Annotated in this window: 23 protein-coding genes; 12 read left to right on the plus strand and 11 right to left on the minus strand. The window is 70.7% G+C overall.

What is annotated here, in order from left to right:
• Positions 1-52: 52 nt before the first annotated feature.
• Positions 53-1,072, minus strand: a complete 1,020-nt coding sequence (locus tag WMF46_RS16655) for an AraC family transcriptional regulator (RefSeq protein WP_437986506.1) — start codon at positions 1,070-1,072, stop codon at positions 53-55.
• Positions 1,073-1,195: 123 nt separating this feature from the next.
• Between WMF46_RS16655 and WMF46_RS16660 the strand changes: the two genes are divergently transcribed.
• Positions 1,196-1,732, plus strand: coding sequence for a VOC family protein (locus WMF46_RS16660; protein ID WP_437986507.1), 537 nt, complete (start codon positions 1,196-1,198; stop codon positions 1,730-1,732).
• Between the two features lie 97 nt (positions 1,733-1,829).
• Here WMF46_RS16660 and WMF46_RS16665 read toward each other — a convergent pair whose 3' ends face one another.
• Both WMF46_RS16665 and WMF46_RS16670 read right to left on the minus strand, forming a co-directional pair.
• Complete coding sequence (locus tag WMF46_RS16665) at positions 1,830-3,044, minus strand: hypothetical protein (protein WP_437986508.1); 1,215 nt, start codon at positions 3,042-3,044, stop codon at positions 1,830-1,832.
• Between the two features lie 142 nt (positions 3,045-3,186).
• Positions 3,187-3,798, minus strand: coding sequence for a polysaccharide biosynthesis/export family protein (locus WMF46_RS16670; RefSeq protein WP_437986509.1), 612 nt, complete (start codon positions 3,796-3,798; stop codon positions 3,187-3,189).
• Positions 3,799-4,058: 260 nt separating this feature from the next.
• Here WMF46_RS16670 and WMF46_RS16675 point away from each other — a divergent pair, with 260 nt between their 5' ends.
• The 4 genes from WMF46_RS16675 to WMF46_RS16690 all read left to right on the plus strand — a co-directional run bounded on the left by WMF46_RS16675 (position 4,059) and on the right by WMF46_RS16690 (position 8,674).
• A complete protein-coding gene (locus WMF46_RS16675; RefSeq protein WP_437986510.1) occupies positions 4,059-5,588 on the plus strand; it encodes an O-antigen ligase family protein in 1,530 nt (509 codons plus the stop codon).
• A 96-nt stretch (positions 5,589-5,684) separates the two neighbouring features.
• On the plus strand, positions 5,685-6,650 hold the full coding sequence (locus WMF46_RS16680) for a Uma2 family endonuclease (RefSeq protein ID WP_437986511.1): 966 nt from the start codon (positions 5,685-5,687) through the stop codon (positions 6,648-6,650).
• Positions 6,651-6,870: 220 nt separating this feature from the next.
• Entirely contained in the window at positions 6,871-8,004 is a 1,134-nt protein-coding gene (locus WMF46_RS16685; RefSeq protein WP_437986512.1) for a UTP--glucose-1-phosphate uridylyltransferase, read from the plus strand.
• Positions 8,005-8,143: 139 nt separating this feature from the next.
• On the plus strand, positions 8,144-8,674 hold the full coding sequence (locus WMF46_RS16690; RefSeq protein WP_437986513.1) for a GNAT family N-acetyltransferase: 531 nt from the start codon (positions 8,144-8,146) through the stop codon (positions 8,672-8,674).
• A 16-nt stretch (positions 8,675-8,690) separates the two neighbouring features.
• Here WMF46_RS16690 and WMF46_RS16695 read toward each other — a convergent pair whose 3' ends face one another.
• Positions 8,691-9,233, minus strand: coding sequence for a PadR family transcriptional regulator (locus WMF46_RS16695; protein ID WP_231864867.1), 543 nt, complete (start codon positions 9,231-9,233; stop codon positions 8,691-8,693).
• Between the two features lie 430 nt (positions 9,234-9,663).
• Between WMF46_RS16695 and WMF46_RS16700 the strand changes: the two genes are divergently transcribed.
• On the plus strand, positions 9,664-10,446 hold the full coding sequence (locus WMF46_RS16700; protein ID WP_437986514.1) for a class I SAM-dependent methyltransferase: 783 nt from the start codon (positions 9,664-9,666) through the stop codon (positions 10,444-10,446).
• 156 nt (positions 10,447-10,602) lie between these two features.
• Positions 10,603-11,214: a 30S ribosomal protein S4 gene (gene rpsD, locus WMF46_RS16705; RefSeq protein WP_437986515.1), complete on the plus strand. Its 612-nt coding sequence runs from the start codon at positions 10,603-10,605 to the stop codon at positions 11,212-11,214.
• A 213-nt stretch (positions 11,215-11,427) separates the two neighbouring features.
• On the opposite strand, the gene WMF46_RS16710 is transcribed toward rpsD, so the two are convergent.
• Positions 11,428-11,739: a transposase gene (locus WMF46_RS16710; protein WP_437987900.1), complete on the minus strand. Its 312-nt coding sequence runs from the start codon at positions 11,737-11,739 to the stop codon at positions 11,428-11,430.
• A gap of 491 nt (positions 11,740-12,230) precedes the next feature.
• Between WMF46_RS16710 and WMF46_RS16715 the strand changes: the two genes are divergently transcribed.
• Both WMF46_RS16715 and WMF46_RS16720 read left to right on the plus strand, forming a co-directional pair.
• Complete coding sequence (locus WMF46_RS16715) at positions 12,231-13,508, plus strand: PAS domain S-box protein (protein WP_437986516.1); 1,278 nt, start codon at positions 12,231-12,233, stop codon at positions 13,506-13,508.
• A 256-nt stretch (positions 13,509-13,764) separates the two neighbouring features.
• Complete coding sequence (locus tag WMF46_RS16720) at positions 13,765-16,464, plus strand: hypothetical protein (protein WP_437986517.1); 2,700 nt, start codon at positions 13,765-13,767, stop codon at positions 16,462-16,464.
• A 132-nt stretch (positions 16,465-16,596) separates the two neighbouring features.
• On the opposite strand, the gene WMF46_RS16725 is transcribed toward WMF46_RS16720, so the two are convergent.
• Entirely contained in the window at positions 16,597-17,025 is a 429-nt protein-coding gene (locus WMF46_RS16725; protein WP_437986518.1) for a VOC family protein, read from the minus strand.
• 104 nt (positions 17,026-17,129) lie between these two features.
• The gene (locus tag WMF46_RS16730; RefSeq protein ID WP_437986519.1) at positions 17,130-18,515 is read right to left on the minus strand and encodes an aldehyde dehydrogenase family protein; all 1,386 of its coding nucleotides are present in this window, start codon (positions 18,513-18,515) and stop codon (positions 17,130-17,132) included.
• A 57-nt stretch (positions 18,516-18,572) separates the two neighbouring features.
• Between WMF46_RS16730 and WMF46_RS16735 the strand changes: the two genes are divergently transcribed.
• Both WMF46_RS16735 and WMF46_RS16740 read left to right on the plus strand, forming a co-directional pair.
• Positions 18,573-19,364, plus strand: a complete 792-nt coding sequence (locus WMF46_RS16735) for a Stp1/IreP family PP2C-type Ser/Thr phosphatase (RefSeq protein ID WP_437909473.1) — start codon at positions 18,573-18,575, stop codon at positions 19,362-19,364.
• Positions 19,365-19,471: 107 nt separating this feature from the next.
• Positions 19,472-19,732 carry a hypothetical protein gene (locus WMF46_RS16740; RefSeq protein WP_437986520.1) on the plus strand — a complete coding sequence of 87 codons (261 nt, stop codon included), beginning with the start codon at positions 19,472-19,474 and terminating at the stop codon, positions 19,730-19,732.
• A 41-nt stretch (positions 19,733-19,773) separates the two neighbouring features.
• On the opposite strand, the gene WMF46_RS16745 is transcribed toward WMF46_RS16740, so the two are convergent.
• Complete coding sequence (locus WMF46_RS16745; RefSeq protein WP_437986521.1) at positions 19,774-20,850, minus strand: glycosyltransferase family protein; 1,077 nt, start codon at positions 20,848-20,850, stop codon at positions 19,774-19,776.
• A gap of 114 nt (positions 20,851-20,964) precedes the next feature.
• Between WMF46_RS16745 and WMF46_RS16750 the strand changes: the two genes are divergently transcribed.
• Positions 20,965-21,957, plus strand: coding sequence for a hypothetical protein (locus tag WMF46_RS16750; RefSeq protein WP_437986522.1), 993 nt, complete (start codon positions 20,965-20,967; stop codon positions 21,955-21,957).
• A 282-nt stretch (positions 21,958-22,239) separates the two neighbouring features.
• Here the strand turns inward: WMF46_RS16750 and WMF46_RS16755 are convergent, their stop codons facing one another.
• From WMF46_RS16755 to WMF46_RS16765, 3 genes are read right to left on the minus strand one after another with little or no spacing between them, the layout of a single operon-like run.
• Complete coding sequence (locus tag WMF46_RS16755; protein WP_437986523.1) at positions 22,240-23,355, minus strand: ABC transporter permease; 1,116 nt, start codon at positions 23,353-23,355, stop codon at positions 22,240-22,242.
• Complete coding sequence (locus WMF46_RS16760) at positions 23,352-24,854, minus strand: sugar ABC transporter ATP-binding protein (protein WP_437987901.1); 1,503 nt, start codon at positions 24,852-24,854, stop codon at positions 23,352-23,354. Before WMF46_RS16760 ends, WMF46_RS16755 begins: the two co-directional genes overlap by 4 nt.
• Before the next feature lie 32 nt (positions 24,855-24,886).
• Positions 24,887-25,903 carry a sugar-binding protein gene (locus WMF46_RS16765; protein ID WP_437986524.1) on the minus strand — a complete coding sequence of 339 codons (1,017 nt, stop codon included), beginning with the start codon at positions 25,901-25,903 and terminating at the stop codon, positions 24,887-24,889.
• Between the last annotated feature and the right edge of the window lie 259 nt (positions 25,904-26,162).

A 26,162-nucleotide genomic window follows, 5' to 3' on the forward strand; every position in this document is an offset into this window, starting at 1 on the left:
GAGCACCTCGATTTCATCAACCAGGCCGTTAAGGTCTTTCGGGGTTGCGGAGCTACCGGGCGCGGGCGCGCCGGTACTCTCCCGGTGTCGTTCCCGTCCAGCGACGGAAGCTGCGGTAGAAGTGGCGCGGCTCGCCATAGCCGAGCAGGAACGCGATCTCCTGGAGCGCGAGGTCAGGCCGGCGGACGAGATCGAGCGCCTTCTCCCGCCGGGCCTCGTCGAGCTGCGCCGTGAACGACGTGCCGATGTCCTTGAGCGCGCGCTGGAGCGAGCGCGTGCTCATGCCCAGAGAGCGCGCGACCCCCTCCTGGTCCACGTCGCCGTGGTCGAGCCGCTCGTCGATGCGGGCGCGCACGCGCGCGTCGAGCGTCGCGGCGCTGGCGGGCGCGGCGCGCGCGGCGAGGAGCTGCTCGGCGTGGCGAACGAGGTAATCGCGGACCGACGGGTCCGCGCCGACCAGGGGCGCGTCGAGCAAACGCGCATCGTAGACGAGGCCCGTGGCGCCCGCGTCGAAGCGGGCCGGAGCCCCGATCGCCTCCTCGTAGAGCGACGGCGGGTGCCGGCGAGGATGGCGGAACAGCGCCTCGATCGGCCGCGCCGAGCCGCCGAGATAGAGCGCGATGAAGCGCGCGAGCGTCGCGATCATCATCTCGATCGGCTCGGCCATGGCGACGACGCGCGGCTCGTGCTCGAGCGCGAGCCGGGCGACCCCGCCGTGCTCCTCGAGGGTGATACGGAGGTACGGGTCCATCAGCCGGCAGAAGCGGCCATAGACGGCGACGCCCTGCCGCACGGTCTCGCTGTGGCGAAGGACGTGCCCCACGATGCCGACGACCGACACCGGGATGCAGCGCGCATAACGCAGCCCGAGCGGCTCGCCGGGGAGGCGCTGGAGAAGGACCTCCCACAGCGAGAAGAGCGATGCATACGGCACGAGCTCGTCGGGCGCGGCGAGGACCTCGGGCGAGACGCCGGCCGCCCGGAGGAGATCCTCCTGCGGGACTCCGCACGACGAGGCGAAGGCGACGAGCCCGGCGGGCATGGATGCGAACACGAGATCGCCGTCGGACATGGCGTGCGCCGAGGATAGCGCAGCCGCCCGGGGGCTCAGCGCCGATCCCGCCGCGCTCGAAATCCAGCTTGAACGAGCGCTCCGGCTCGTGGCATCCTCGACATGCACGAAAAGGGGGGGACGATGGCGGTGCATCACATCGCGCTGGCGACCAGCGATCTGGTCGCCACACACCGGTTTTATACCCGGGTCATGGGGTTTCGTCTCGTGAAGGTCATCGCGGTGCCTTACGAGGGCAGCCGCGACGGGGGCTGGGCGAGGCACGCCCTGTATCGGACCAGCGAGCCCGATGGTCCGCTGCTGGCGTTCTGGGATCTGCACGAGGAGACGGTGCGGGGCCGCTTCAGGACCGATCTCTCGACAGGGCTCGGGCTGCCGGTGTGGATGAACCACCTGGCTTTCAGCGCCCCGACGGGCGAGTTCTACGGTCGGATGCTCGCGCGGTGGCTCTCGCACGGCCTCGAGGTGACCGAGCGAGATCGCGAGTTCTGCCGCTCGATCTGCACGATCGATCCCAACGGCATCATGGTCGAGTTCTGCCAGACCCTCCGGCCCTTCTCGGCCGAGGAGGTGGCCGACGCGGAGCGCTCGCTCTTCGATCCGATGCCGCCGCTCGAGCTGCCGCGACGCTCGATCGTCCACCGGTCGCAGCTGGGGTGACGCGCCTGCGCGCGACCGGGCCTCCGATGGGGATTGCGCCCCATCGTCACGGCATGCGCAGCATGTTGGAGGATGAAAGCGCGTGCTGCGGTGTGGCTCAGGGCGCTGCCGGAGGACCTTCCCGGCAGGGCGCCACCCGATCGGCGCCGCCGAAGAACTCTCCCGCGAGCAGCGACCACGCCCGCGCGTTCTCCGGCGGGCCGCACTTGAACGGCGCCTTCGCGAGCCGCTTGCCGCGGAGCGCCGCGCGCTGCTCGCGGTAGTAGCGGATCGCCAGCTCGGCGGCGTACTCCACCACGCCGTTTCCAGGCTGGAACGAGTAATACGTGCCGCCCTTCACGATGGTCTCGTTCGGCGAGTACGGCGTGAGGCAGGTGATCCTCGTCCCGCAGCGCGCGACGATCCCGTCGTAGATCGGCGAGAGCGCCGCCTGCGACCACCCGCCGTGCGCGCCGTCGTTCAGGTGGAAGAGCTCGTGGAAGAGCGTCTCCCGCACGTCGTCCGCGGAGCGGTGGAGCGAGCCGGAGAGGTTGTACGCGACCGTCCAGCCCGACGCGTAGGCGGAAGGCGTCCGCGCCCGCACAGACCGGAAGTACTTGAGCGCGAGGGCGCGGTGCCGGTAGCGCACGGGCGAGCTGGCCGTGGCCGCGAGATCCGCGACGAAGGCGTCGAAGTCGGCGATCGCCGACACCGTCCACTCGAGGTGGCGGCGCTCGGCGCGCACCGGCAGCTCCGGGACGAGGTGGAGCATGCCGCGGTAACCGCCATCCATCATGTGCTCCCGCTCCAGCCCGGCGACGCTGCCGTTCTGGTCGAAGAGCGCGGTGGCGCTCGCTGCGGCCTGCGGGTCGCCCTGGTAGCGGAGCGCGAGCAGGCAGCGGATGCGCTCGTGCGCTGGGCTTGGCGCGGCCGCTGTCCCGGCGTTCCCGCGCCGGCAGGCGTCGATGGCGTCCCGGTGGGCGGCGGCGTCGCCCGGGAACAGGATCGCCTCGGCCTCGTCGGCCGAGATGGCGGGGGCCGGCTCGGTTGGGGCGGGGGAGGGCGCGGCGCCGTGCGCGCCGTCGGCCTGCGCCGCCCCCGCGGACGCGGCGCCGGCAGGCCCAGGGGTTCCCGGGCCAGAGGGCGCGCCGGTCACCGCGAGGACCGGAGAGCTCGGCGGCGCCGTGGCCTTGCCGGCGGGGCCCGGGGGGCCGGAGCTCGCGGGGGCACACGCCGCGACGAGCACCGGCAACGCGAGGGTCAATACGGCGGCGAGCGGCGTGGCCTCGGGGCGCATCCTGTCCAGGATGCCAGAACTTGGTGCGGCGATCATCCAACGATGTCCGTGAGGGCAGGGGAGGACGCCCATCGAAGCGCGACGGGCTCTCTGCGACGTGAACGCTACCCACCCGCGCGCCGCAGCCACATGCCGATAAGCTTGCTCCCGGAACGACGTGTCGCTGATGCGGGCCTTCCTACGGCACCACCACCGTATCGTTTGTTTGCAGCGGCAGATCTCCGCGGAGATCGCCTTTCCCGACGACCTCATCGAAGGCGAACGGAATCCTGCGCTCGCCGATCGCGTCGCGCCGGACGATCACCACCTCGTCGGGATCGGCGAAGCGCGTGAATCCGCCCGCGAGGGCGAGCGCCTGGAGCACGGTGATCTGCGCCCTCGGCGTGAACTCGCCAGGACGCGACACCTCGCCCATCACGTAGACCCGGTAGCTGTGGAGCTCTGCCACCTCGACGCTGACGACCGGCTTCTCATGATAGAACTTGGCGGCCTGCGTCGCGATGTCCTCGGCGACGCCCATGACGGTGCGCCCCGACGCCAGGACGTCGCCGACGAGCGGGATCGTGATGAACCCGTCGGGTCGCACCGTGACGCGCTGGCTCAGCGCCTCGTTCTTCCAGGCGCGCACCTCCAGCACGTCGCCGGGGCCGACCGCATAGGCGCTCGTCGCGCGGCGCTCCGCATCGAAATCGACGCGTGGTGCGCGCGCGCGCGCGCCGCAGCCCGGGAGCGCCATGAGGACCGTGAGCGCGGAGCAGAGCAGGGCAATCCGGACACAGCGGGAGCACATGCGGTTTCCAGCCTCCTTGATGCGATGGCGCTCCAGCAAGCGCCGATCCCGCCGCCGCGCTCCGCGCCTGCTCCTCGCGCGCGCACTGGCGCTCTTCTCGCGTGCCGCTCGGGCCCGCGGTGCTAGATCCGTCGCGCGGAAGGGGGGAATGCGCGCCGCGCCTCATCGCGCCCGCGCAGGGCGCCTCGGCGCGGCCGTCACGAGGGCGCGGCGCGGGCCGCCCGTGCGCGGCGCGCGCCACGCGAACGGCGCGCCACACCATGGCAGCGTGGGTCGTGTGCGCGCTGTGCGCGCTCGTCATCATCAAGCCGCAGGAGTTCATCCCCGCGCTCTCGGGGATTCCGCTCGTGCACGCGGCGTTCGGGATCACCCTGCTCTGCGTCGCCCTCGACGTCGTGTGGCGGCGGCTCAAACCGACGCTCGCGCCTCAGGTCGTCTATGCGCTCGCGTTCCTCGCCTGGGCAGCGCTGACCACCGCGCTGAAGCGCCCGACCGCGCTCGAGGAGCGCGGAATGCAGCTCGCGACCGTCGCGGGCATCTTCGTCGCCGTCGCCGTCGCCGCCGCCTCGCCGCGAGGGCTGCGGGCGCTCGCGATCACGCTCGTCGGCTGCGCCGTCCTCACGACCGTGGTCGCGATCGTGCAGGCGTTCCAGCCCTACGGCTGCATGATCGCGGCTCCCGATGACTGGGAAGGCAAGGGCGAGCTCGAGCCGGATGGGCGCCCCTGCGAGACCAACGTCGACTGCCGCATCGAGGCGCCCGTGCCCGACGGCAACTACCGGTGCGAGCGCCCCGGGCCGCTTGGCACGTCGACCATCGATGGCCGCGTCCGCTACCGCGGCTCGCTCGCCGATCCCAACGAGCTCTCGCTGATGGCCGGAATGTCGATCCCGCTCGCGATCGCGCTCGCCGAGCGGCGCTTCGGCCCGCGCCGGCCGCGCAGGTCCGTCCGCGGGGGCTCACCCTCGTCGGCTGGCGCGCCGCCCGGCGGCGCTGCGCCAGGGCCCGCGCGGGCCTGCGGGGCGCGCCGCGCGCTGACGCTGCCCGTCCTGCTCACGGATCGGCTGATCTCGCGCGTGGCCGGGGGGCTCCGCGCGCTCCCCGTGACGGCCGTCATCGCGGCGATCGGCGCGATGGTCGTCCTGTCGCGCTCGCGCTCGGGCGTCATCGTGTACCTGGCGGTCCTCGGCATCAGCTTCATCCGGCGGAGCGGGACCCTCGGCGTCATCGCCGCCTGCTTCGTCGGGCCGCCCATGCTCCTGCTCGGGGGCCGGAGCGGCGATGAGGCGAGCGAGAGCTCGGGCGAGCGCGTCGAGCTGCTCCGGGAAGCGTTCGAGATGATCCGCCGGACGAAGGGGATCGGCGTCGGCGCAGGGCAGTTCGGCGACGAGTCGTCGCTCGGCTTGACGGCCCACAACTCGTATCTCCTCGCCGCGGCCGAGACGGGCTTGCTCGGGATGTGCCTGTTCGCGCTCGTCCTGTACGCGTCGATCAAGGTGCCGCTGTCGATCTGGCTGGGCGACGTCGATGTCGGCCCCATGGCGAGGCGGTTCGCGCCGGCGATCTTCGTGAGCCTGTGCGGCGCGCTGATCGGCATCTTCTTCCTCTCGTGGGCCTACAAGGACATTCTCTACATGGTGTTCGGCGCCTCCGCCGCGCTCTACGGCGCCGCGCGGGCCGAGGACAGCCGCGTCGTGGTGCGCGTGTCCGGGAGGGAGGTCGCGCTCGTGTGCGGCGGGATGTCCCTGGTGCTCGTGCTGCTCAACGTCCTGCTCCGGTTCCTCGGGTGAGCGCGCCCGCGAGCGCCGGGCGCTCCGGGACGGCGGCGGCGCGGCCTGGCAGGTCGTCCGACGGGAGCGCCCTGGAATGGTGGTATGCTGGGCGGGATGTCGGCTCCCATCCGCAAGCCTGTCGACCCCGCCGCGGCGCCGATCCCGGCCGAGGCGCCGCGCGCCCCGACGGAGGCCGAGTGGGCCGCGATGTCGCCCGCTCAGCGCCAGCAGGCGATCGCGGCGCTCGTCGACTCCATGTCCCAGGAGGAGATCGACGAGCGCCTGGCCATGGCCGACGGGGACCCGCACTTCGACGCCAAGGTGGAAGCCCGCGACGCGCTCCGCGCCTGGTTCGGCCGGCGCGGGCGGCGCGTTTATGTCGGCGCCGACATGAAGGCCCACTATCCGGGCGAGAAGGGCTTCACGCCCGACGTGATCGCGGTGACCGACGTCGATCCCACCCCGCGCCTCTGCTGGATGGTCAGCGCCGAGGGCAAGGGGATCGATCTCGCGATCGAGGTGCACTACGCCGGCAACTGGCGCAAGGACTTCGTCGACAACGTCGTGCGCTACGCGACCCTCGGGATCCGCGAGTACTTCATCTACGACATCCCGCGCGGACACCTCAAAGCTCACCGCTTACCGCCCACCGGCGTGCGGCGCTACGAGAGCATCCCCTCGCGCGCCGGGCGGTACCGATCGGAGGTCCTCGATCTGGATCTGGCGGTGGAGGCGGGGCGTCTCCGCTTTTACGCGGATACCGCTGAGCTGGTCACCGCCAGCGAGCTGGTGGGCAAGCTGGAGGGGATGATCGAGGCCGCCGAGGCTCGCATCGAGCAGGAGCAGGCGCGGGCAGAGCAGGCGGTGGGGCAGCTGTCGGCGGCGATCCTGATGGTGCTGAACGCGCGCGGCGTCCCGGCGAGCGAGGAGGCGCGGGGCCGGATCCTCCGCGAGACGGACGGTGGACGTCCTGGGACGCTGGCTCCAGCGCGCGGCGACCGCGGCGGCGGTGGAGGAGCTGTTCCTGGAGTCGACCGGCCGCTGACGGAAGCCGGACCGGGGGCTCCCGGGTCAGCGTGATTTCCTGGAGAGGGGCCATTCTCGGAATGGAACTGGCCATCTTCAGGCGAGCGACGCGGCATCAGGGAGCCACGTACGACGCATTCAGCGCGATCCGGATCTCGGGTGTGTGCGCAGGCGCGAGATGCCTCTCAAGCAGGAGGCGCGCCCATTCTGCATGGCGTCACGGTTGCACGACGCCGTTGCCTCGCGCATCGCCTCGTGGTCTTTTGAGGATACCGTGTCTTCCCTCACCCAGCAGATCGCCGCGCTCCCTGGCCCTCTCCTCGCTCGCCTCCGGGCTCGCGGGTTCGACCCCGATCGCGTCGCCCGGTGGGCCGCGTCCATCGGCAAGGACCGGGACGCCCGCAACCGCCTCCAGGGCACTGTCGAGCCGCCCGCGCCTGGCGATGTCGGCGACCTGCCCGCCGAGGGCACGCCCGAGCACGCCCGCTGCCGCGAGGCGGGCCTGGCCGCGCTGCGCCGGGGCGAGGTCGCCCTCTGCGTCCTCGCCGGCGGGATGGCCACCCGGATGGGCGGCGTGGTCAAGGCGCTCGTCGAGGTGCTGCCCGGTCGGACCTTCCTCGATCTGCGCCTCGCCGAGAGCGATCACCTCCGGCGCACTACGGGGGTCCCGGTCCCGCTGTGGCTGATGACCAGCGAGGCGACGAACGGGCCGATCCGCGAGGCGCTCGGCCCGCGCCTCGACGAGCCGGGCGATCTGTGCGCCACGTTCGAGCAGCACGTCTCGCTGCGCCTTACCCCGGAAGGCGGGCTGTTCCTGGACGAGGCGGGCGAGCCGAGCGTCTACGCCACCGGTCACGGCGATCTCCCGGATGCCCTCCGCGAGAGCGGCCTCCTCGGCCGCTTCATCGCCCGCGGCGGGAAGATCGTCTGGATCGCGAACCTCGACAACCTCGGCGCGACCGTCGATCCGGTCCTCCTGGGCTGGCACCTCGGCCACGGCGGGCCGCTCTCCGTCGAGGTGGTCGACAAGGGCGGCGACAAGGGCGGCGGGCCGCTGCGGTGGAACGGCCGACCGGTGATGGCAGAGGACTTCCGGCTGCCGGTCGGGTTCGATCCGAAGGTCGTGCCCGTCTTCAACACAAACACCTTCCTGGCGAGCGCCGAGGCGCTCAACGCGCTCGCGCTGGACTGGATCTATGTGGAGGTCGAGAAGAAGGTGGACGACCGCAAGGCGATCCAGTTCGAGCGCATCCTGAACGAGGTCACGTTCGGGCTGCCGGCCCGGTTCGTTCGCGTCCCGCGCGAGGGCCTCGCGGCCCGGTTCCTTCCCGTCAAGGACGTCGAGGAGCTGGAGCGGCGGAGGCCGGCGATCGAGGCGATCGCCCGCGCGCGCGGCTTTCTCGGCTGAGCCGCGGGGCCCAGGCCGCGTCGCGCGGCGCGCGACTGGCGAGCGAAGGTGCCTGTTGTCGTGAATCGACGCGTGCCACGAGGCGCTGCGCGCCGTTGAGGAGCGCCCGAGCGCGCGCTGGAGGATGGGAGAGCTGGATATGGCAGATGCGCAGACGGTCTCTCTGGACGCGGCGACGCCGGCGGATGCGGTGATCCTGTCCAATCTTCTCGAGCTGTACATTCACGACCTCAGCGATGTGTTCCCCGCTATCGAGCTGGGGCAGGACGGGCGCTTCGGCTACCCCAAGCTCCCTCTCTACTGGTCGGAGCGGGAGCGGCGGCTCGCGTTCCTCATTCGATGCGGCGGGCGCGTCGCGGGGTTTGTCCTGGCGACGCGCGGTTCGCCGGCGGTGGAGGACCCGGACGCCCTCGATGTGGCCGAGTTCTTCGTCCTTCGCCGCTATCGCCGCTCTGGCGTGGGCCGCCAGGCGGCGTGCCTCCTATGGAACGGCCTTCCCGGGAAGTGGACCGTGCGCGTCGCCGAGGGGAACCGGGGCGCTCTGGCGTTCTGGCGCGGCGTCGTCGCGGAGTTCACGAGCGGCGCTGTGACGGAGCTCGTGCGTCCTGGCCAGCCACACGCCTGGCGGGTGTTCTGCTTCGAGAGCGTGCCTGAGCGCGTCGCGCCCTGATTCACGGCGGCGAGGATCACGGGCGCCGGCCGGCGCGCCCCTCCGGATCTTCGGCGAGCAGCTCCTCGATCTCGGCCGCCGCCTTGTCGAGCACCTTCACGGTGCGCGCGAGCACGGCCGGCGTGATGCGCCCCCGGCGCATCGCGTGGCGCAGCATCTTCATGAGCGAGCCGATGCGCTTCATGACGTCGCCGAAATCCTCGGCGAAGCGCTCCCACGAGGTCTCGACGAAGCGCTCGTAGAACTCGTCGACGTACTCGCGGTTCGCCTTGAGGTCCTCGCGCCCCGCGTCGGTGATCTCGTAGATCTTGCGCCCCTCGGCCTCGATGACGCGCGCGTGGCCGAGCTCCTCGAGCATCTGCAGCGTCGGATAGATGACGCCGGGGCTCGGCCGGTAGGTGTCGCCGCTGCGCTGCTCGATCGCCTGGATGACCTCGTAGCCATGGCGAGCTCGCTCGGCGAGCACGTCGAGCACGAGGTAGCGCACGCCGCCGCGATCGGCGCGGAGCGGCGGCCCTCCAAACCAGTCGCCCCACCAGCCCGGCGGGCCGCCACCCATGCCGGGCCGACCCCTCCCGAACGGACCCCCCCTCGGCCCTCGCGGGCCTGCGCAGTGATGGTGTTCGTATCCCCAGAACATAGACAAAATCCCTCTCTGGCTCGGCGGTGGACCGCCACGGCGGCGAACACTCAGCTGCCGCGCGCTCGTGCGCAGACCACCCCGGCTCCACGGCCCGGCTGCCCTGTGGCGGCCGGGTCGATATTCTAAAAGATATATCTAAAAGATAGCTCTCGACTGTCGGCTGTCAAGAGGCGGGGCGGGTGGGGTCGCAGGCTCAACCTGGGTGGGGTCCGCGGGCTCAACCTGGGTGGGTTCCGCGGGCTCAACCTGGGTGGGGTCGCGCGGGCTCAACCTGGGTGGGGTCGAGGCTGTTCGCCGGCTGTTCGCTGCTTGACACAGGACGCACGTCCCTGTAATGAAAGTGAAAATGATTTTCAGTATCGACGCTGCCCCTTCGTTTGCTCGACGCGAGCTCGCGGGAGTCGCCGCGTGCGCGTACGCCTCCGACGCGTTTCCCGACCTCGGGCTCCACGACGAGGAAGCGCGTCAGCTCGCCCGCGTGCTCGAGGTCGAGCGCGCCGGCTTCACGGAACAGGAGCTCCGCCCCCTCGCGACTCGCACGCGGCTGGTCGACGATGTCGTGGGCGACTTCTTCCGCCGTCACCCGGACGGGCTGGCCATCGGGCTCTTCTCCGGGCCGTGCACCCGGTTCTCGCGCGTCGACAACGGGCAGCTCCACTGGATCGACATCGACGTTCCCCGCGTGGTCGCGTGGAAGTCCCGGCGCGCCCCGCAGACGTCACGGTATGCGCTGGCCACGGCGTCCCCCGGCTGCGATCACTGGATCGATCAGCTCGCCGACGCGCAGGACTGGCCCACGTTGATCCTCGGCCTCGGCCTCTTCTCCCATCTCGGCCCCGAGCGGATCGGCGCCTTCTTGACCCAGGTCTCCCTGCGCCTCGCCAAGGACGTGGAGCTCCTGCTCGACGCGAGCCCGTGCCTCCAGCTCCGTCCCACCGCGGCGAGGGGCGCGCGTCACGTCGAGCTCCACCGAGAGGGAGGCGTCGTCGAGACGTTTCCATGGCTTCGCGTCCTGGGCGATAACGACTATCCCGAGCCGCTCGGCGCCCGCATCCGGACCACGAATGGACTCGCGCGCTTCTTTCGCAAAGCGCAGTTCCCGATCCTCCGCCACCTCCGGCGCGTGTGAGCCCTCGATGGCACCCTCGATGACAAACAACAGCAAGACCCTTGAACAAGGACAGAGACGCTCGATGAACATCCAGGACTACGTTGACGCACCGGCGCCCTGCGGCGCCGCGCTCCACCATCGCGACGCGCGCGCGTCCCTGGGGAGGGCCCGGGCATGAGCCGTTACACCGGACCTCGCGTCAAGGTCATGCGCGCGCTCGGGGTCGAGCTCCCCGGGCTGTCGGCCAGGAAGACGGAGCGGAGGCCTTACCCCCCCGGGCAGCACGGACAGGCCCGCAAGAAGCTCAGCGAGTTCGCCCTGCGGCTCCGCGAGAAGCAGAAGGTCAGGCTCAACTATGGCCTCACCGACACGCAGCTGAAGACGCTCATGCTCGAGGCGCGCAGGAGCGATCTCGCCGCCGGGACGAAGCTCATCGAGCTGCTCGAGCGGCGGCTCGACAACGTCATCTTCCGCGCGGGGTTCGCGCGCACCATCCCGGCCGCGCGGCAGCTGGTGGCGCACGGGCACGTGCTCATCGACGGAAAGCGCGTCGATATCCCGTCCTACCGCGTCACCACCGGAGAGACGGTGAGCGTGAGCGAGAAGCGCCGTGACCACCGGACCGTCGTGGAGGGCCTCGCGAGGACGGACATGGAAGCCCCCACGTGGCTCGCTGTCGACAAGGACGCGCGCCAGGCGCGCGTGGCCGCGCTGCCGGACGAGACGAGCATCCCGTTCCCCATCGCGGTTCAGCTGATCATCGAGTACTACTCGCAGCGGCTGTGACGAGGACCAGGGCTCGCCGCGCTGGCGAGCCCACCTCCCCCGACGGGCGCGAGGTTCAGGCTCTACCCCGAGAAGTCCGCCCGCTCGATTCAGGCGCGCCTGCGAAAGTCCGGCGAGGTGCCGGCGAGCGTGTAGGTGGCCGGGTGGAGGCATCGCCCGCCCCTGGACCGGGTGTCCAGATCTGGGTCTGCCGCAGGTGGTGTCCGATCGCCATTAGGTCCTCAATGCCACGGTCCGGCTGCCGCGGGCGCCGCATTCAGAGCAGAAAAGGACGTATTTACAGGAATGCTGGAGCTGCTCCTTCAACAGGTAAGCACAGACTGTGGCGAGATTGATTCGGACCAGCTCTCGAAGGCGAGCACGCCGCTTCGGCGCAAGGTTCGCACGGTGCTTGAGGAGGATCCAGCGTGTCGTTGTGAGCGCGGTATGCTTCCCAGTCTTGCGAAGAGCACGGGCCTCGTCGCGGCGCACATTCCAAGCGAGCTCGTCGACGCCGATGGAGCGGATATCTTCAAGGCTGCACATGCAACCGCGCTTGCCCAGCAGGTGAGGCACGGCGCGGCGGGTATGACCGTCGCGCAGCTTCGCGGTCAGTGGACCCCTGGTCGCTATGCTCTTGACCGGCCCCTGCGCCCACAGATTCTGCCGGAGAGCCCGTTTTTTTTCTCGTGCTGGGAAGCACGAAGCAGAAACACAAACGATTTCAATAATTCCGGCTCGCTCCTCCGCCGGATCCTCTTCCGGTGTGGGCCAACACGGACCCAACCGGCGCCCCTCGGCCACCACACCTCACGCACCTGGGCGCGGAGGACGCGGCGGCGCGCTTCACGAACCCGGGCCCCGCGAGCGCATGAAGGGGCGGCAGCTCCAGGGAGAAAGAGGTCCAAGCGCTTCGGAAGCGTCAAGCACCAGCTGCGGGACCGCCTTCTCCACAGCCTGCAGCATTGAAAGGGCCGCTTTCGGTCCACAGCCAGCCTGCGGGCTCATTGCGACGAGACCACGCCTTCGTCGCTCCCGTGTTCGCCGACTTTTACCTTGACACTGGAAGACGGCGCCGTGCACGATGGCCATCTAGCGCAGCCTCGTGGGGGACGCGGTTCGCAATGATCATGGGGATGTCTTCGCTCAAACGACTGTGGCCGCTGAGCTGCGGTCCGCTGTTCACATTTCTCGTCGTTCTCGCCGTCATGCTGGCGAAGAAGGCTTTGCTGGGAATACCCAACCCGCCGGCTATTCTGGTCCTCGCGCTCGTCTACTCGGCTTATGTCGGAGGGATCATCCCCGGGTTGATCAGCGCGACGTTCAGCTGGCTCTATATCGCGCTGTTCTTCTCGATTTCCGGTCAGCCGTTTCATTACACGGACGAGAACCTCCAGCGCGTCATCGTGTGGGCCATCACCCTGCCGGCGACGGCGCTGATGGTCGGCAGATTGAAGCGCCAGACAATGCGGCAGATGTCCGCGCTGCAGGAGAGCGAGCTTCGGCTCCGGAGCGTCATCGACAACATGGTGGACGCGGTGTTCACCTTTGACCAGCATGGCGCCATCAAATACCTCAATCCGGCCGCCGAGCTCCTCTTTGGGTTCGGGGAGCGAGAGGTGGCTCGCCGGGACGTCTCCACGTTCCTGGTCACGTCCAGCGCGCCCGCGCCTGGCGGCGACGCGAAAGACGCGTCCCAGCTGAAGTGCCAGCCGCTGGGCTTCTTGGATCTGCCCGTCAATCGCCGCGAGATGCTCTGCCGGCATCGGGACGGGGGCGAGTTTCCGGTGGAGGTTAGCGTCGCCGAGATGGCCTTCGGCGCGGAGAGGCTCTTCATCGGCACCACGCGCGACATCAGGGAGCGCAAGCTTGCTGAGGAGGAGAGGCGTCGGGCAGAGGAGGAGCGGAGCCGATTCCAAGAAGAGCTCATCCGGGTGCAGGCGAACGCCATCGCGGAGATCTCCACGCCGCTCATACCCGTCCGCCGCAGGGTCCTGGTGATGCCGCTCGTCGGATCGATGGACTCGCAGCGCGTGGTGCGCGTGATCGACGTCCTGCTGAAGGGCATCTCTGTGCACAGCGCGCACAGCGCCATCCTCGACATCACGGGGGTCCCCGTGGTCGACACCCTGGTGGCCTCCGGGCTCGTCCAAGCCGCCCATGCGGCGCGGTTGCTCGGGGCGCGGGTGGTGCTCACCGGGATCCGGCCCGAGGTCGCGATGACCCTCGTGACGCTCGGCGCCGAGTTCCACGGGGTCGTCACATGCAGGACCCTGGAGCAGGGGATCACCTACGCGGAGGCTCAGGAGCGGTAGCCGCGGGCGGAGGTCCGTGCCGATGAGGAGCGCCCGTCTCCCTGTAGCTGTCCGTCAAGGAGTCAGCGCTCGCCGCAAGTGGAGTGTCCACGGCGCCGCCCGCCCTCGCTCACCCGAGCCGCGTCCCCCCTGGCGGGTGCGTCCCGGGGTGACGCGCCCGTGAGCACGCGCCTTGCCGTGCGGGGGCGGAGCGCCGCCGCGCGCGCCCTCCGCGCCGCGCGGCGCCGGACGCGCTGCCCGCGGGGCGAGGAACACCATGGCCAGCCTGAGCACGGAGAGCACACCCCGGGAGCGCCTGGATCGCGCGATCAGCGTCCTCGGCCGGGTCCGGATGTACTGGCGCGGAGCGGCCGCGATGCTGGCCGTCGGACTCGCGATCTCCTTCGCCCTGGCGCTCGCCACGAAGCGGGCGTGGCGGAGCGAGGCCACGATCCTCTACCGCGACACCATCCAGACCGGCCGCGATCCCCAGAGCGGCACCGCGCGCGCGGCGCGCCTCGGGTCGAAGCTGAAGGACGCGCTCACGGCGCGCGGGACGCTCGCCGGCGTCGTCGAGGCGTTCGGGCTCTACCCGGAGAAGACCGCCCGCTCGATGGTCGAGGCCGTCGAGGAGATGAAGACCCACGTCGGCTTCCGCGCGCAGAGCAGCGATACGTACGTCGTCTCGTTCACCCACGACGATCCGCACGTGGCGCAGCAGGTCGCCGCCCGCCTCACGCAGATCCTGCTCGACGACTACCGCCGCGACAGCCTCGGCACGGCGACGATGACCCGCGATTTCCTGCGGAAGGAGCTCGCCGAGGCCAGCTCCAAGGTCGAGGCGGCGAGCCGCGCGCTGGCGACGTTCCTCGCCAGGAACCCGCAGTTCCAGTGGGGGCTCAACGACTCTCCCTATGCACCGGCGCCCCAGCAGCTCGGCTCGCCCGGCGCCCCCGCGCCCGCGGCCGGAGCGCGCGCTCTGTTGTCAGCGCAGCCTGTCCGCCCGGTCGACCCGCAGCTCGCGGCGCTCGAGCGGCAGCTCGCGCGGGTCGAGGCGCTGCTCGGGGCCGGGCGATCGCCAGCGGCGGCGCCGGGGCAGCCGCTGCCCCAGAGCGTCGTCGAGGCGCAGCGGGCCCGCTCCGCCGCCGTCGCCGCGGTCGCGGCGGCCGAGGCGGCGCTCGCCGAGAAGCTCACGACCGTGACCCCGATCCACCCGGACGCCGTCGCCGCGAAGCGCCGCGTCGAGGCGGCGAAGGGCCAGCTCACCGCGGCCGAGAGCGCGCTCGGGCTCGTGCGCGCGGGCGTCACCGAGGCGCCGGCCGGCGAGGCGCGCGCGCTCACCCCGTCGCGGCGCGCGGCGCTCGCGGCGGAGCGGACCGCGCTCCTCCGGCAGATCGCGGGGCTGCGCGCGCGCGCCGGAGGCGGCAGGATGGTGGCGGGGGGCGAGGCGCCGCGCGCGCCGGCGGAGAGCGCGGCCAGGGGCGAGGCGCCGCGCGCGCCGTCGTGGGCGGCCGACGGGGGCGCCGAGGAGCGCGTGATCGAGCTCGAGACCGAGTGGCACCGGCTCCGCCTCGATCTGGAGCGGGCGCGCGAGTACCTGAAGACCGTTCAGGCCAACGAGCGGGCCGCGGACCTGTCCGCGGACGCCGCCGAGAACAAGAGCGAGACCGAGCTCGACGTCCTCGACCAGGCCTACCTGCCGAGCCGCCCTGACCGGGGGCGGGGCCGCGTCTTCTTCGCGGGCGCCGCGGTGACGTTCTTCTTCGCGCTCGGCGTCGCCGGGGCCCGGGTGCTGCTCAACGACACGCTCTACGACAGCGGCGACATCCACGCGCTCGGCGGCCCCGCCCTGCTGGCCGCGATGCCGGAGCTCCCGGCGCGCCCGCCGCTCCGCGAGCGCACGATCGTGCCCGCGTACTACGCGGAGCCGCCCGTCGAGCCGAAGCGCGGCACGGAGCCGCCCGGCGGGCGCGGGCATGGCGCAGACCCGCCTGGCGCGGCTGGGCCCGGCACGGAGCCGCCCGGCGGGCGCGGGCATGGCGCAGAGCCATCCGGCGCGGCGGAAGAGGCCGCTCCGGCCGGCGCCGCCCCGGCCGGCGCCGCACCGGAGGACACGCTCCGGGACGGCCTCGATCTCGGCGACTGCGAGGTGGTCGACCGGTCGTCCTGGAGCGCGCCCGAGGCGCCGCTCGCCTGCATGGGCGTCCGCTCGTTCGCGCGCGCCGGCGGCCCCGCGTTCGATGGGCCCGAGGTGGAGATCATCGGCGCGGACCTCGATCCCGAGGGGCACGGCGTGTTCGAGCTGCTCCGGGGGGCGCCCGCGCCCGCGCTCGCGGCGCTCCGGGTCCTGCGGCACCGGCTCGATCAGCGGCGGGCGGGCGAGCCGCTCGCGGTCGCGGTGGTGAGCCCCGGCCGGGCCGAGGGCAAGACCGCGCTGGCGGTCCGCCTGGCGATGACGCTCGCCGAGGCCGAGCGCGCCCGGGTGCTGCTCGTCGACGGCCACCTCGCGTGCCCCCGCGTCGCGGCGACGCTCGGCCTGCGGCTGCCCGCGCACGCGAGCTTCTCGGATCAGCTCCGGCGGCGGATGGCGGGCGAGATCCGCCCGCTGGGCGTCATCGCCGTCAGCCAGTCGCTCTCGGTGCTCGCGGAGCCCTCGCTCGAGGCGAGCTACCCCGCGGCGCTCCACTCGGTCCACTTCGAGGCCGCGATGCGCACGCTGCGGCGCTACCACGATTACGTCGTCATCGACGGCCCTCCGGTCCTTGGCTCGGGCGACGCCAACGTCATCGAGGACGCCTCCGACGGCATCGTCCTCGTCGCGCGCGCCTCGCTGACCCGGGCGTCGTCGCTGACGAGGGCCGCCGAGCAGCTCGGCGATCGTCGCATCCTCGGGGTGGTCCTGAACGACGTCGCGCCGAGGCCCGTCGCCAGGAAGCGAGTCTGCATCGACGGTGCGCCAGCGGGGCAGTCCGTCTAAGGAGAGACCAGCAGGCGCCGAGAGGGGGAGAAGGGAAAGAAGCGCGGGAGGAGCAGCGGTGATGCGCTGGCGCCCGTGCCAATTCAATCGATTCTCTGTCGGTTCTTCGACGCTCTCGCGACATCTTCGCGATCAGAACGTGATCTTTACCGCGTCCGCCGACCTGTTCGCCTGGCCGTGGTGGACGACCTCGATGTTGTTCCCATCCGGGTCGAGCACGAACGCCGCGTAGTAGCCGGGGTGGTACGGGCGCTTGCCCGGAGCGCCGTTGTCCTTGCCGCCCGCGGCGACCGCGGCGGCGTGGAACCGATCGACCGTCGCGCGGTCGCTCGCCTGGAAGGCGAGGTGCGTCCGACCGGTGGTCACGCCGGCCGCGGCCGGCGAGTCCACGCTCGAGATGAAGAGCTCGTCGGCCCAGAAGTAATCGTCGCCCTCGCCTGCCATCGGGATCCCGATCGCTTCGAAGACGGCCCGATAGAACTTCTTGCTTGCCGCCAGGTCGGCCACGACGAGCTGAACGTGATCGATGAGGCGCCCGCGATAGATCTCTTGAATTTCCATCGCCTCGGGATACCGCACTTCGCCCCCGGCGCAAGCAGACTCATTCGAGCTCATCTGCTCGCGGGCTGCGCGAGGCGCGGTGTTAGCGCCGCGCGCCCGGGAGTTCAGCCGATCTTGAAGTTGATCGATTTCGGCCGCGTCAGGTGCAGGAACCCGAGCGTCGAGAGCGTCGCGCCCTTGCCGCTGTTCTTCGCGCCCGTCCACGGGAGCGCCGGATCCAGGGTGTCACACTGGTTCATGAAGACCGTGCCGACGTCGAGCTCGCGCGCGAGCCGCGCGGCGCGCTCGCGGTCGCGCGTCCAGACGGACGCGGTGAGCCCGAGATCGCTGTCGTTCATCAGCGCGAGCGCCTCCTCGTCGGACGAGACCGGCACGATGGGCAGCACCGGCCCGAACGACTCGATGCGCATCACGTCGAGATCGGGCGCCGTGTCCACGAGGAGCGTCGGCTCGAAGAAGCGGCCGCGGCCGTCGACCTGGGTCGCCCGACCGCCGCAGAGCGCCTTCGCGCCCCGGGAGAGCGCTTGCTTCACCTGCGCCTCCAGGAACGCCGGCGCGTGAGGCTGCGCCATCGGACCCAGGTTCGTCCGCTCGTCGGTCGGATCGCCGAGGACGTAACGCTTCATCAGCTCCAGCGCGGCCTCCACGAACTTCGGATAGAGGTCGCGGTGAACATACGCGCGCTCGACAGCGCAGCAGCTCTGTCCGGCGTTGTAACAGGCGCCGTCGACGATCCCGTCCACCGCCTTCTCCAGGTCCGCGTCGGCCGCGACGTAGGCGCCGTCCTTCCCGCCGAGCTCCAGGCCAGCGTCGACGGCCACCTTCTTCGATGTGGCCGCATAGATCCGGCGTCCGCCTTCGACGGAACCGGTGAAACCGACGAAGTTGACCCGCGGGTCCGACGCGATGCGCTCGGACGTGGCGTGGTCGCAGTGGAAGGCCTGGACGAGGCCGGGCGGCGCGCCGGCCTCCGCGAACGCCGTCGCGAAGTGCTCTCCGCAGAGCGGCGAGCGCGGCGAGTGCTTGAGCAGCACCACATTGCCCGAGAGCACCGCGGGGATGACCACGTTCACGGCGGTGAGGAGCGGATAATTCCAGGCGGGGAGATTGAAGACCACACCGAGCGGAGCGCGCACGATCCGCCGCTCGAGCCCGGGGAGCTCCGGCAGGATCACATCGGCGAGCGCGCCCTCGGCGATCGCGATCATGTGCCGGGCTCGCTTGGCCATCCCCGCGACTTCATTGCGGGATTGGCGCAGGGGCTTGCCCATCATGCGGGTGATGTCGGCGGCGATCGACGGGGTGTTGGCCTCGATGTGCTCGACCGCGCGCTGGCACAGGGCGGCGCGCTCGGCGATGGATGTGCGCGAGAAGCGCCGCGCGGCGGCGGTCGCCGTGTCGAGGAGCCGGTCGACGGCGGCCTCGTCTGCAAGAGGCCGGCGGACGGCTTCCTCGAGGGTATACGGGTTGTCGATCACGAGGTCGGACATGGCGGCGAGATTAACCCAGTTCCCTGGGGGGCCAAGCGTCGTCTAGACTCGGGGCGAATGCGCGCCACCGCGGCAGGTCTATCCGACGTCGGCAGGGAGCGGGTCCACAACGAGGACCGATACATCCTCCTCCCCGAGTTCAACGTCTACGTCGTCGCGGATGGCATGGGCGGGCACGAGGCCGGCGAGGTCGCGAGCCGCATCGCCGCGAGCGCCATCGCCGGCTACTTCCGCGAGGCGAACGGCAAGCGGCGCAAGGCGTCGACCGGCGACAGGCTGCGCGCCGCCGTGACGTACGCGAACGCGCGCATCTTCGCGCACGCCGACGACTCGCGGTTCTACCGCGGGATGGGGACCACGGTCGTCGCCGCGGCGTTCTCGCCGCGGGAGCGGAAGTTCTACGTCGCCCACGCCGGCGACAGCCGCTGCTACCTCCTCCGCAACGGCGATATCTCGCAGCTGACCCGCGACCACTCGCTCATCGCGGAGGCGCTCCTCGAGCGGCCCGACCTCACCGAGCGCGACCTCGCCTACCTGCCCCGCAACGTCATCACCCGGGCGCTCGGCATCGGCCCCAGCGTCGACATCGACCTGCGCGCGGAGCGCGTCGAGGCCGGCGACGTGTTCCTCCTCTGCTCCGACGGCCTCCACGGGCTCGTGGACGATCGCGAGATCGCGCGCATCGTCGAGGACAACGCCGTGCTCGCCGACGCGTGCGGCAAGCTCATCGACTGCGCCAACGAGAACGGTGGCCGCGACAACATCACCGCCGTGCTCATCCGGATCGAGGAGACGGCATCGGCGTCGTGGAGCCAGCGCCAGGGCGTCAAGAGCCGCAGCGCGCGGTAGCATCGGGCTGCGTGCGGAGGGGGCCGAGCGCGCGCCGCGTCATCACGTGAGCGGCGCCGCCGCGCCTCTGCCGCCTGCAGGTGGGCTGAAGACAAGGGAGGTCATGCATGCGAACCAGGTGGATCGGGACGGGGCTCTTCGTCGGCGCGCTGCTCGCGTGGGGCTGTGGCGGCGAGGCGGCGCTCGGCGAGGCATGCGACGAAGCGGGCGCGGACGGCGAGTGTGAGAGCGGGGCGGTCTGCGGCAAGCCCGACGACAGCGCGGCGCTCGAGTGCCTGAAGACGTGCGTCGAGCAGACGGACTGCCCCGCGGACCAGGAGTGCAACGGCGTCTCCGGCTCGGACCTCAAGGGCTGCAGGCCGAAGTAGGGGAGGGCGCCTGGCCGAGCGCGGCGCGCCGGCCGCCGCGCTCAGAGCACGCCGGCGTGCGCGCGATCGAGCAGGCCGTCCATCACCTCGAACAGCTTCCGGTTGCCGTCCTGGGAGTAGCCCGCGAGCTTCTCTTCACAGGCCGGGATGGCCTTCACGAAATCCGCGACGACGGCCGGTTCGTCCAGCGAATCGGCGCCGCGGCCGAAGCCCTCGCGCTCGAGGTAGCGGGCGTTGAGCACCTGCTCGAACTGGCGGCCGAGGGGGACGGCGAGCATCGGCTTGCGCAGGTAGACCGCCTCCCCCATCAGCGTGAACCCGCCGCCGGCGATGACGGCGCGGCACGACGCGAGGTCGTCGATGAAGCCCTCCTCGCTGAAGGGGCGGTAGCGGAGGTTGCCCTCGACCTGCTCCTCCGTGATGTTCCGGCGCATCCCGTAGATGCGGCACTCGAGCCCGGTCTTCGCGAGCGTCGCCGAGAGCGCGTCGTTCCCCTCGGCGGTCTGGTAGACGAGCAGGTGCTCCCCGGGGCGGCGGTTCGCGGCGATGATCTCGGGGCGGAGGATCGGCGGCACCAGCGTCGTCTCCTGCTTGCGGACCGGCGGGCGGAAGAACGTGGCGATGACGTAATGGTTGCAGAACGGCAGCTTGCTCTTCACGAACGCGCGCGTGAGCTGGAAACCCGCCTCGTGGCCGGCGAGGATCTCCGCGTCGTGGGTGCACCGGTTGATGATCTGCATGTTGTCGACCGAGAGGATCGGCAGCCGGTGGAGCTTGGCGTAGAGGTACGTCCACGACTCGAAGTCGCTGATGGTGAGCTCGGGGCGAAAGTCCTTGATGAGCTCGAAGTACGCGGCGATGTTCTTCGGCGTGCCCGTCGCGCCGGAGAGCACGTTGGACCAGAGCGTCTTGCCGCGACGCACCCGGTTCTCCTCGTAGATCATGTGGAGCCCGTGGATGCGGTTCACCCCCGCGAAGCGCTTGGACAGGAAGTCGGTCGCCCTGCCCGACGCCATGATCTCGAGCTCGTGTCCCTGCGCGAGCAGGTGTTCGATCACCACGCGCGAGCGCATGGCGTGCCCCATCCCTTCGCCGACGACGCCATAGAGGATCTTCATGACGCGCGAGTGTAGCGGGGGCTCTGGGGCGTTCGGAAGGAAACCGCGGCGCCGCGGCGCGGGCGGCGCGTGCGGCGACCGAGCGCAGGCGGCGCCGCGGCGCGGGCGGCGGGCATGACGCCCCGCCGCCGGATCTGGAGCGAGCTGCTGCCGCTCGAGGTGGTGCGGGCGCCCGGGACGCTCGCGCTGCTACGGCGGTATGCGCTGGAGCTCTCGATCGCGGTGCGGCCGGCGACCGCGGCGGGGCTGCCGGATCTCGCGGCGGCGTGCGCGGACGCGGGGGTGGCGGTCGCTGTGTGGCCGATGATCGCGGACGAGGACGGGCGCTGGGCGAGCGCCGGCAATGCGGCGGCGTTCGACGCGTTCGTCGCGCGGCTGCTGGACGCGCTCGACGCGCGGCGCCTGGCCGCGGCGGAGGTCGTGTTCGATCTCGAGCCGCCGATCGAGGCGGTGCGGCGGGCGCTCGCGGGGGGGCGCGGCGCGCTCGATCTGCTCGGCGGTGGGCCGCGGGGAGCCCCGCGGTGGGACGAGGCGCAGCGCGCGTACGCCGAGCTGGCGGGCGCGGTGCACGCGCGCGGGGTGGCGACCTCGGCCGCGATCGTGCCGCTCGTCCTGGCGGACGGGCCGGCGCGCGGCTGGGAGCAGCTGCTCGGGACGCCCGTGTCCGCGCCGCCGTGGGGGCGCGTCGGCGCGATGCTGTACACGTCGCTGTTCGAGGGGTATTCGCGCGGCGCGCTCGGCCGGGAGGACGCGCTCGCGCTGCTCGCCTGGGGGTGCCGCGCCGCCGCCCGGCGGTTCGGTCCGAAGGCGGGCGCCTCGCTGGGCGCCGTGGGCAAGGGCGCGCTCGGCGACGAGCCTGTCTACCGCTCGGTCGCCGAGCTCCGCGAGGACGTGGCCGCCGCGGAGGGGGCCGGGGTCTCGGATCTCTCGCTCTTCGACCTCGGCGGGGTGCTGGCGCGGCCGCCGGCCGAGGCCTGGCTGGAGGCATTCGTGGCGCCGCCGGAGGCGCGTTCGCCCCGGGATACGCTGCGGGCGCGCGGCGTGGTCGCGGCCGCCGCGCTCGTGGGTCGGGCGGCGGGTTATGCTCGCCGGCTCACCTCGCCATGACGCGATCACCCGTGGTGTGACTTGCCCTGGCCGCGGTAGCGCTTCCAGTGATGTCGCTTGTTCTTGTTCTTCGGCCTGCTGTTGCCGGACAGGCCGATAGACGTCTTCTTCGAGTGCACTGACATGGACCCGTCATGGCGCCGAGACGGTGCGGGCGACAGGGGTCTTAAGCTCCGACGCCGCTCAGCCCGGACCGCCGGGCTGAGGAGGCAACGACTTCTCTGAGGGTCAGGGCGGCGTGCTCCTGGCGATCTGGCGGTTCGTCCCCCGTCGCCGGAAAGCTCAGACGCCTTCGCGATCGGGCGCTCTCGCGGCGGGCGGCTCCGCTGCGCTGACCGCCGCGGCCGCCTGCAGGCTCGGCGCCGCCTCGGCGGCGCCCGCGGAGGCATGCCGGATGCGCCGTTTCGTCTGCACGATGTGCACGATCTGGTCGAGGATCACGGCGACGAGGATCACGGAGCCGATGATGATGAAGGTCCAGTTCGGGTCCAGGCGCCAGATGCGCTGGATGCGGTCGGCGTCCTCGTACGGCAGCTGAAACATGTTGATGCCGTTGTCGATGACGCGCATCACCGCGGAGCCGATGATGATGCCAAGCACCGTGCCTTCACCCCCGCGAAGCGAGCAGCCGCCGAGCACGGCCGCGGCGATCGCGTACATCTCGTACGCGATGCCGACCTGCTGCGACATCTGCCCGATGTACGACGCGTAGCAGACGCCAGCCACGCCGCCGAGGCCCGCCGAGATCACATAGGTCGACGTCTCCACCCGCCTCACGTTGATGCCGGAGTACTCGGCCGCGTCGCGGTTGCCGCCGATCGCGTAAACGTAACGACCGAACACCGTGAAGTGCAGCGCGTAGGCCGCCACGCCGCCCACGGCGAGGAACATCAGCAGCGGATACGGGACGAGCGCGTCGCTCCCGCTCTTGAGCAGCCCGCCGTTCGCGAGGGCGAGCAGCGGCGAGCCACCGAGGCTCAGCGTGCCCCCGCCGGCGATGGTCTGCGAGACGCCGCGCAAGAACAGCATGCCGCCGAGCGTGACGATGAACGGCTGCAGCTTGAGCCGCGTGATCAACAGGCCCTGGCCGAGGCCGATCAGCAGCGCCACGCCGAGCGCCACCGGAATGCCGATCCACAACGGGTAACCCAGGCCGCCGAGCTGGCTCGACGAGAGCTTGGCGATGAGGACGCCCGTCAGGCCGATCACGGACCCGATCGACAGATCGATGCCGCCGGCGATGATGACGAACCCGATGCCGATCGCGAAGATCCCGAGCATCGAGATCTGCCGCAGGGTGTTGATCGAGTTCGACTGCCCGAGAAAATCCGGGTTCGAGATGTAGAGGCCCAGACACATCACGACGAGCGCGATGGTCATCCCGAGCTCGCGCCTCACGACAGATCCTCCTTGTCGGCGTGCCCCGTCATCAAGGTCGCGATCCGCTCCTGGCTGAGCCGTTCCCGCGGCAGCACGCCCTTGATGCGTCGCTCGTGCATGACGGCGACGCGATCGCTCATTCCGATGATCTCTTCCATGTCCGAGCTGACCATCAAGATCGTGATGCCTTCATCCGCGAGGGCGGTCATGTGGCGGTAGATCTCGGCCTTGGCGCCGACGTCGATGCCCCGCGTCGGCTCGTCCAGGATGAGCACGCGCGGGTTCATGGCCAGCCATTTCCCGAGCACCACCTTCTGCTGGTTTCCGCCGGAGAGGTTCACGACGGGCTGACGGATGCCGGGCGTCTTCGTCCTCAAGCGCTCCACCTCCGATTCGGCGACCTGGCGCTCCGTCTCCCTGTTCAGGAAGCCCCAGCGGCTGTAGTTGCCGATGTCGGGCAGGGAGGTGTTCTCCGCGACGCTGAGCGGCAGCACGAGGCCGTGGCGCTTGCGATCCTCCGGCGCCAGGTAGACGCCGCGGTCGATGGCGTCCCTGGGTTTTCGAGGAGCAAACTCCTTGCCTTCGAGCGTCATGCGTCCCCCGAGCGCCGGCGTGACCCCGAAGATCGTCTGCATGAGCTCCGTGCGGCCCGAGCCGACAAGGCCGGCGAAGCCGAGGATCTCCCCGCGTCCGGCCGAAAAAGAGATCTGCGCGGGCGCGCCGGGCACGACGAGCCCTTCGACCACCAGCACGGGCTCGGTCGATGTACGGGGCCGTTTCTCCGGGAAGTAGTGCGCGCTGAGCTCGCGGCCCACCATCATGGAGACGATCCGTTCGCGCGTCGCTCCCGCGCGCGTGAGGTCCCCGACGTGGCGGCCGTCGCGCAGGACCGTCACGCGGTCGGCCAGCGTCATGACCTCTTCCATGCGGTGCGAGATGTAGACGATGCCGATGCCGTCCGCCCGGAGCTTGCGGATGATCCCGAAGAGATGCTCGGACTCACCGCTCGTGAGCGACGAAGTCGGCTCGTCCATGATGAGGATGCGCGCGCTCAGGGCGAGCGCCTTGGCGATCTCGACCATCTGCATCTGACCGGCGGTCAACGCGGACACCGGGGTCGAGGGCGGGAGCCGCAAGCCCACGCGCAGGAGCAGCTCACTGGCGCGGGCGGCCATGTCGCCCTTCGGCAGCGGACGGAGGAGCAGCCCTGTCGCGCCGCCTTCGTTGCCGAGGAAGATGTTGGCCGCGATGTCCAGGTTCGGCGCCAGCATCAGCTCCTGATGGATGAGCGCGATGCCGAGGCGCTTGGCGGCGCGCACGCTCTCGATGGCGACGTTCTTCCCGTCGATGCGGATCTCGCCTTCGTCGGGTTGCAGGGCGCCCCCGAGGATCTTCATGAGCGTGCTCTTGCCGGCGCCGTTCTCGCCCATGAGGGCGAGCACCTCGCCCGGCTTCAGCGAGAGAGAGACGCCCTGGAGCGCGACCACCCCGGCGAACCGCTTGGTGATCGCGCGCATCGCGAGCAGATCCGGAGCCGACGCTGTCACGCTCACTTCTTCATTTCGGCGAGCTGCTGCTTGAAGGTCGCCACGTTGCTCTTTTCGATCAGGTCGATGCCGGTGTCGATGCTCTTGTTGGCCGGGATCTGCCCTGCCGTGCCGGGCTTGACCGAGAGCTCATGCGCCCACTTGCTCGCCAGGTAACCGAACTGAAACGGCTTCTGGACGACCGTGGCCGAGATCGTGCCATTCTCGATGGCCGTGAGCGTCTCCTCTTCCTCGTCGAACACCGCCGCGAGGACCTTGCCCTTCTTCCCGAGCGCCTCGATGGCCGCCGCGATGGCGGGGCCGTTGTAAGACCACAGGCCTGCGACGAGCTTCAGGTCCGGGTGCGCGTTGATGATGTCCTCCACGTTGGAGCGCGCCTTCGCGCGGTCGGTGTTGTCCTCCCGCTTGTCGACGATCTCGATGTTCTTGCCGGCGATCGCGTCCTGGATGCCTTGCAGGCGCTGCTTCGCGTTGTCCGCGGAGAGCGTGCCGACGAACACGGCCATCTTGCCGCCCTCCGGGAGGAGCTTCACGATATGGGCGCCGAGCGCCTTGCCGGCCTCGTGGTTGTTGGTGCCGATGTAGAGAAGGCGGCTCGACGCCGGGGCGTCCGAGTCGAACGTGATGAGCTTGCTCTTCCCGGCCACCTTGTTGAGCACCGGGACCTGATCGGCCGGCGCGATGGCGCTCACGGCGATGGCGTCGTAGCCCTGACTCGAAAGGTTCTCGAGGATCTGGTTCTGCTCCTCCGTGGTGCCGTTCGACGGCATCTTCACGTCGACTTGAACCTTGCTCTCTTGCTCATATTTCCGGACGCCCGCCTGGGCGATCTTCCAGAACTCGGACGCGTTGTTGGTGACGAAGGCGAGCTTGACGATCTTCGGCTTCGCGCCGCCGCCCTCGGCAGGCGCGGCGCCCGTCCCCTCGCTCTTCTCGTTGCACCCCGTCATCGCGAGCAGCGCCAACACGAAGGGCGCCACGACCGCCCAACCCTTGCGCCAGGACTTCGTCTCTTTCACGGCTGGTCTCCTTGCTGATTCACATTCAAGAACGTGTTGACATCACGCGCGGCGTCGCCCTTACCCGGCCGTTGTCCCCGTGATCTGCCGCAAAGCTGGCGGCGCGTTCTTCCCACAGTGCGCCCCCGGTGGCAGGGGTCTACCCTCCGCGTCCCTGGAGCCCGACCCGCTCCTTGGTCTCCACCATCGGAATGGATCTGGAGGACAAAGGACACCCGCAGGAATGCACTGTGAACGTTCACATTTTCGGTGTCAACTC

The sequence above is a fragment of the Sorangium sp. So ce117 genome (assembly GCF_051524395.1).
GTDB classification, from domain to species: Bacteria; Myxococcota_A; Polyangia; order Polyangiales; family Polyangiaceae; genus Sorangium; species Sorangium cellulosum_B.

Excerpts from the sequence above, each read along its gene's own strand:
- WMF46_RS16660 (WP_437986507.1), top strand. The coding sequence starts at position 1,196 with ATGGCGGTGCATCACATCGCGCTGGCGACCAGCGATCTGGTCGCCACA.
- WMF46_RS16745 (WP_437986521.1), bottom strand. The coding sequence starts at position 20,850 with ATGAAGATCCTCTATGGCGTCGTCGGCGAAGGGATGGGGCACGCCATG.
- WMF46_RS16740 (WP_437986520.1), top strand. The coding sequence starts at position 19,472 with ATGCGAACCAGGTGGATCGGGACGGGGCTCTTCGTCGGCGCGCTGCTC.
- WMF46_RS16680 (WP_437986511.1), top strand. The coding sequence starts at position 5,685 with ATGTCGGCTCCCATCCGCAAGCCTGTCGACCCCGCCGCGGCGCCGATC.
- rpsD (WP_437986515.1), top strand. The coding sequence starts at position 10,603 with ATGAGCCGTTACACCGGACCTCGCGTCAAGGTCATGCGCGCGCTCGGG.
- WMF46_RS16710 (WP_437987900.1), bottom strand. The coding sequence starts at position 11,739 with ATGTGCAGCCTTGAAGATATCCGCTCCATCGGCGTCGACGAGCTCGCT.
- WMF46_RS16690 (WP_437986513.1), top strand. The coding sequence starts at position 8,144 with ATGGCAGATGCGCAGACGGTCTCTCTGGACGCGGCGACGCCGGCGGAT.
- WMF46_RS16655 (WP_437986506.1), bottom strand. The coding sequence starts at position 1,072 with ATGTCCGACGGCGATCTCGTGTTCGCATCCATGCCCGCCGGGCTCGTC.
- WMF46_RS16725 (WP_437986518.1), bottom strand. The coding sequence starts at position 17,025 with ATGGAAATTCAAGAGATCTATCGCGGGCGCCTCATCGATCACGTTCAG.
- WMF46_RS16750 (WP_437986522.1), top strand. The coding sequence starts at position 20,965 with ATGACGCCCCGCCGCCGGATCTGGAGCGAGCTGCTGCCGCTCGAGGTG.
- WMF46_RS16675 (WP_437986510.1), top strand. The coding sequence starts at position 4,059 with ATGGCAGCGTGGGTCGTGTGCGCGCTGTGCGCGCTCGTCATCATCAAG.
- WMF46_RS16735 (WP_437909473.1), top strand. The coding sequence starts at position 18,573 with ATGCGCGCCACCGCGGCAGGTCTATCCGACGTCGGCAGGGAGCGGGTC.
- WMF46_RS16720 (WP_437986517.1), top strand. The coding sequence starts at position 13,765 with ATGGCCAGCCTGAGCACGGAGAGCACACCCCGGGAGCGCCTGGATCGC.
- WMF46_RS16700 (WP_437986514.1), top strand. The coding sequence starts at position 9,664 with ATGATTTTCAGTATCGACGCTGCCCCTTCGTTTGCTCGACGCGAGCTC.
- WMF46_RS16695 (WP_231864867.1), bottom strand. The coding sequence starts at position 9,233 with ATGGGTGGCGGCCCGCCGGGCTGGTGGGGCGACTGGTTTGGAGGGCCG.
- WMF46_RS16760 (WP_437987901.1), bottom strand. The coding sequence starts at position 24,854 with ATGCGCGCGATCACCAAGCGGTTCGCCGGGGTGGTCGCGCTCCAGGGC.
- WMF46_RS16670 (WP_437986509.1), bottom strand. The coding sequence starts at position 3,798 with ATGTGCTCCCGCTGTGTCCGGATTGCCCTGCTCTGCTCCGCGCTCACG.
- WMF46_RS16665 (WP_437986508.1), bottom strand. The coding sequence starts at position 3,044 with ATGATCGCCGCACCAAGTTCTGGCATCCTGGACAGGATGCGCCCCGAG.
- WMF46_RS16730 (WP_437986519.1), bottom strand. The coding sequence starts at position 18,515 with ATGTCCGACCTCGTGATCGACAACCCGTATACCCTCGAGGAAGCCGTC.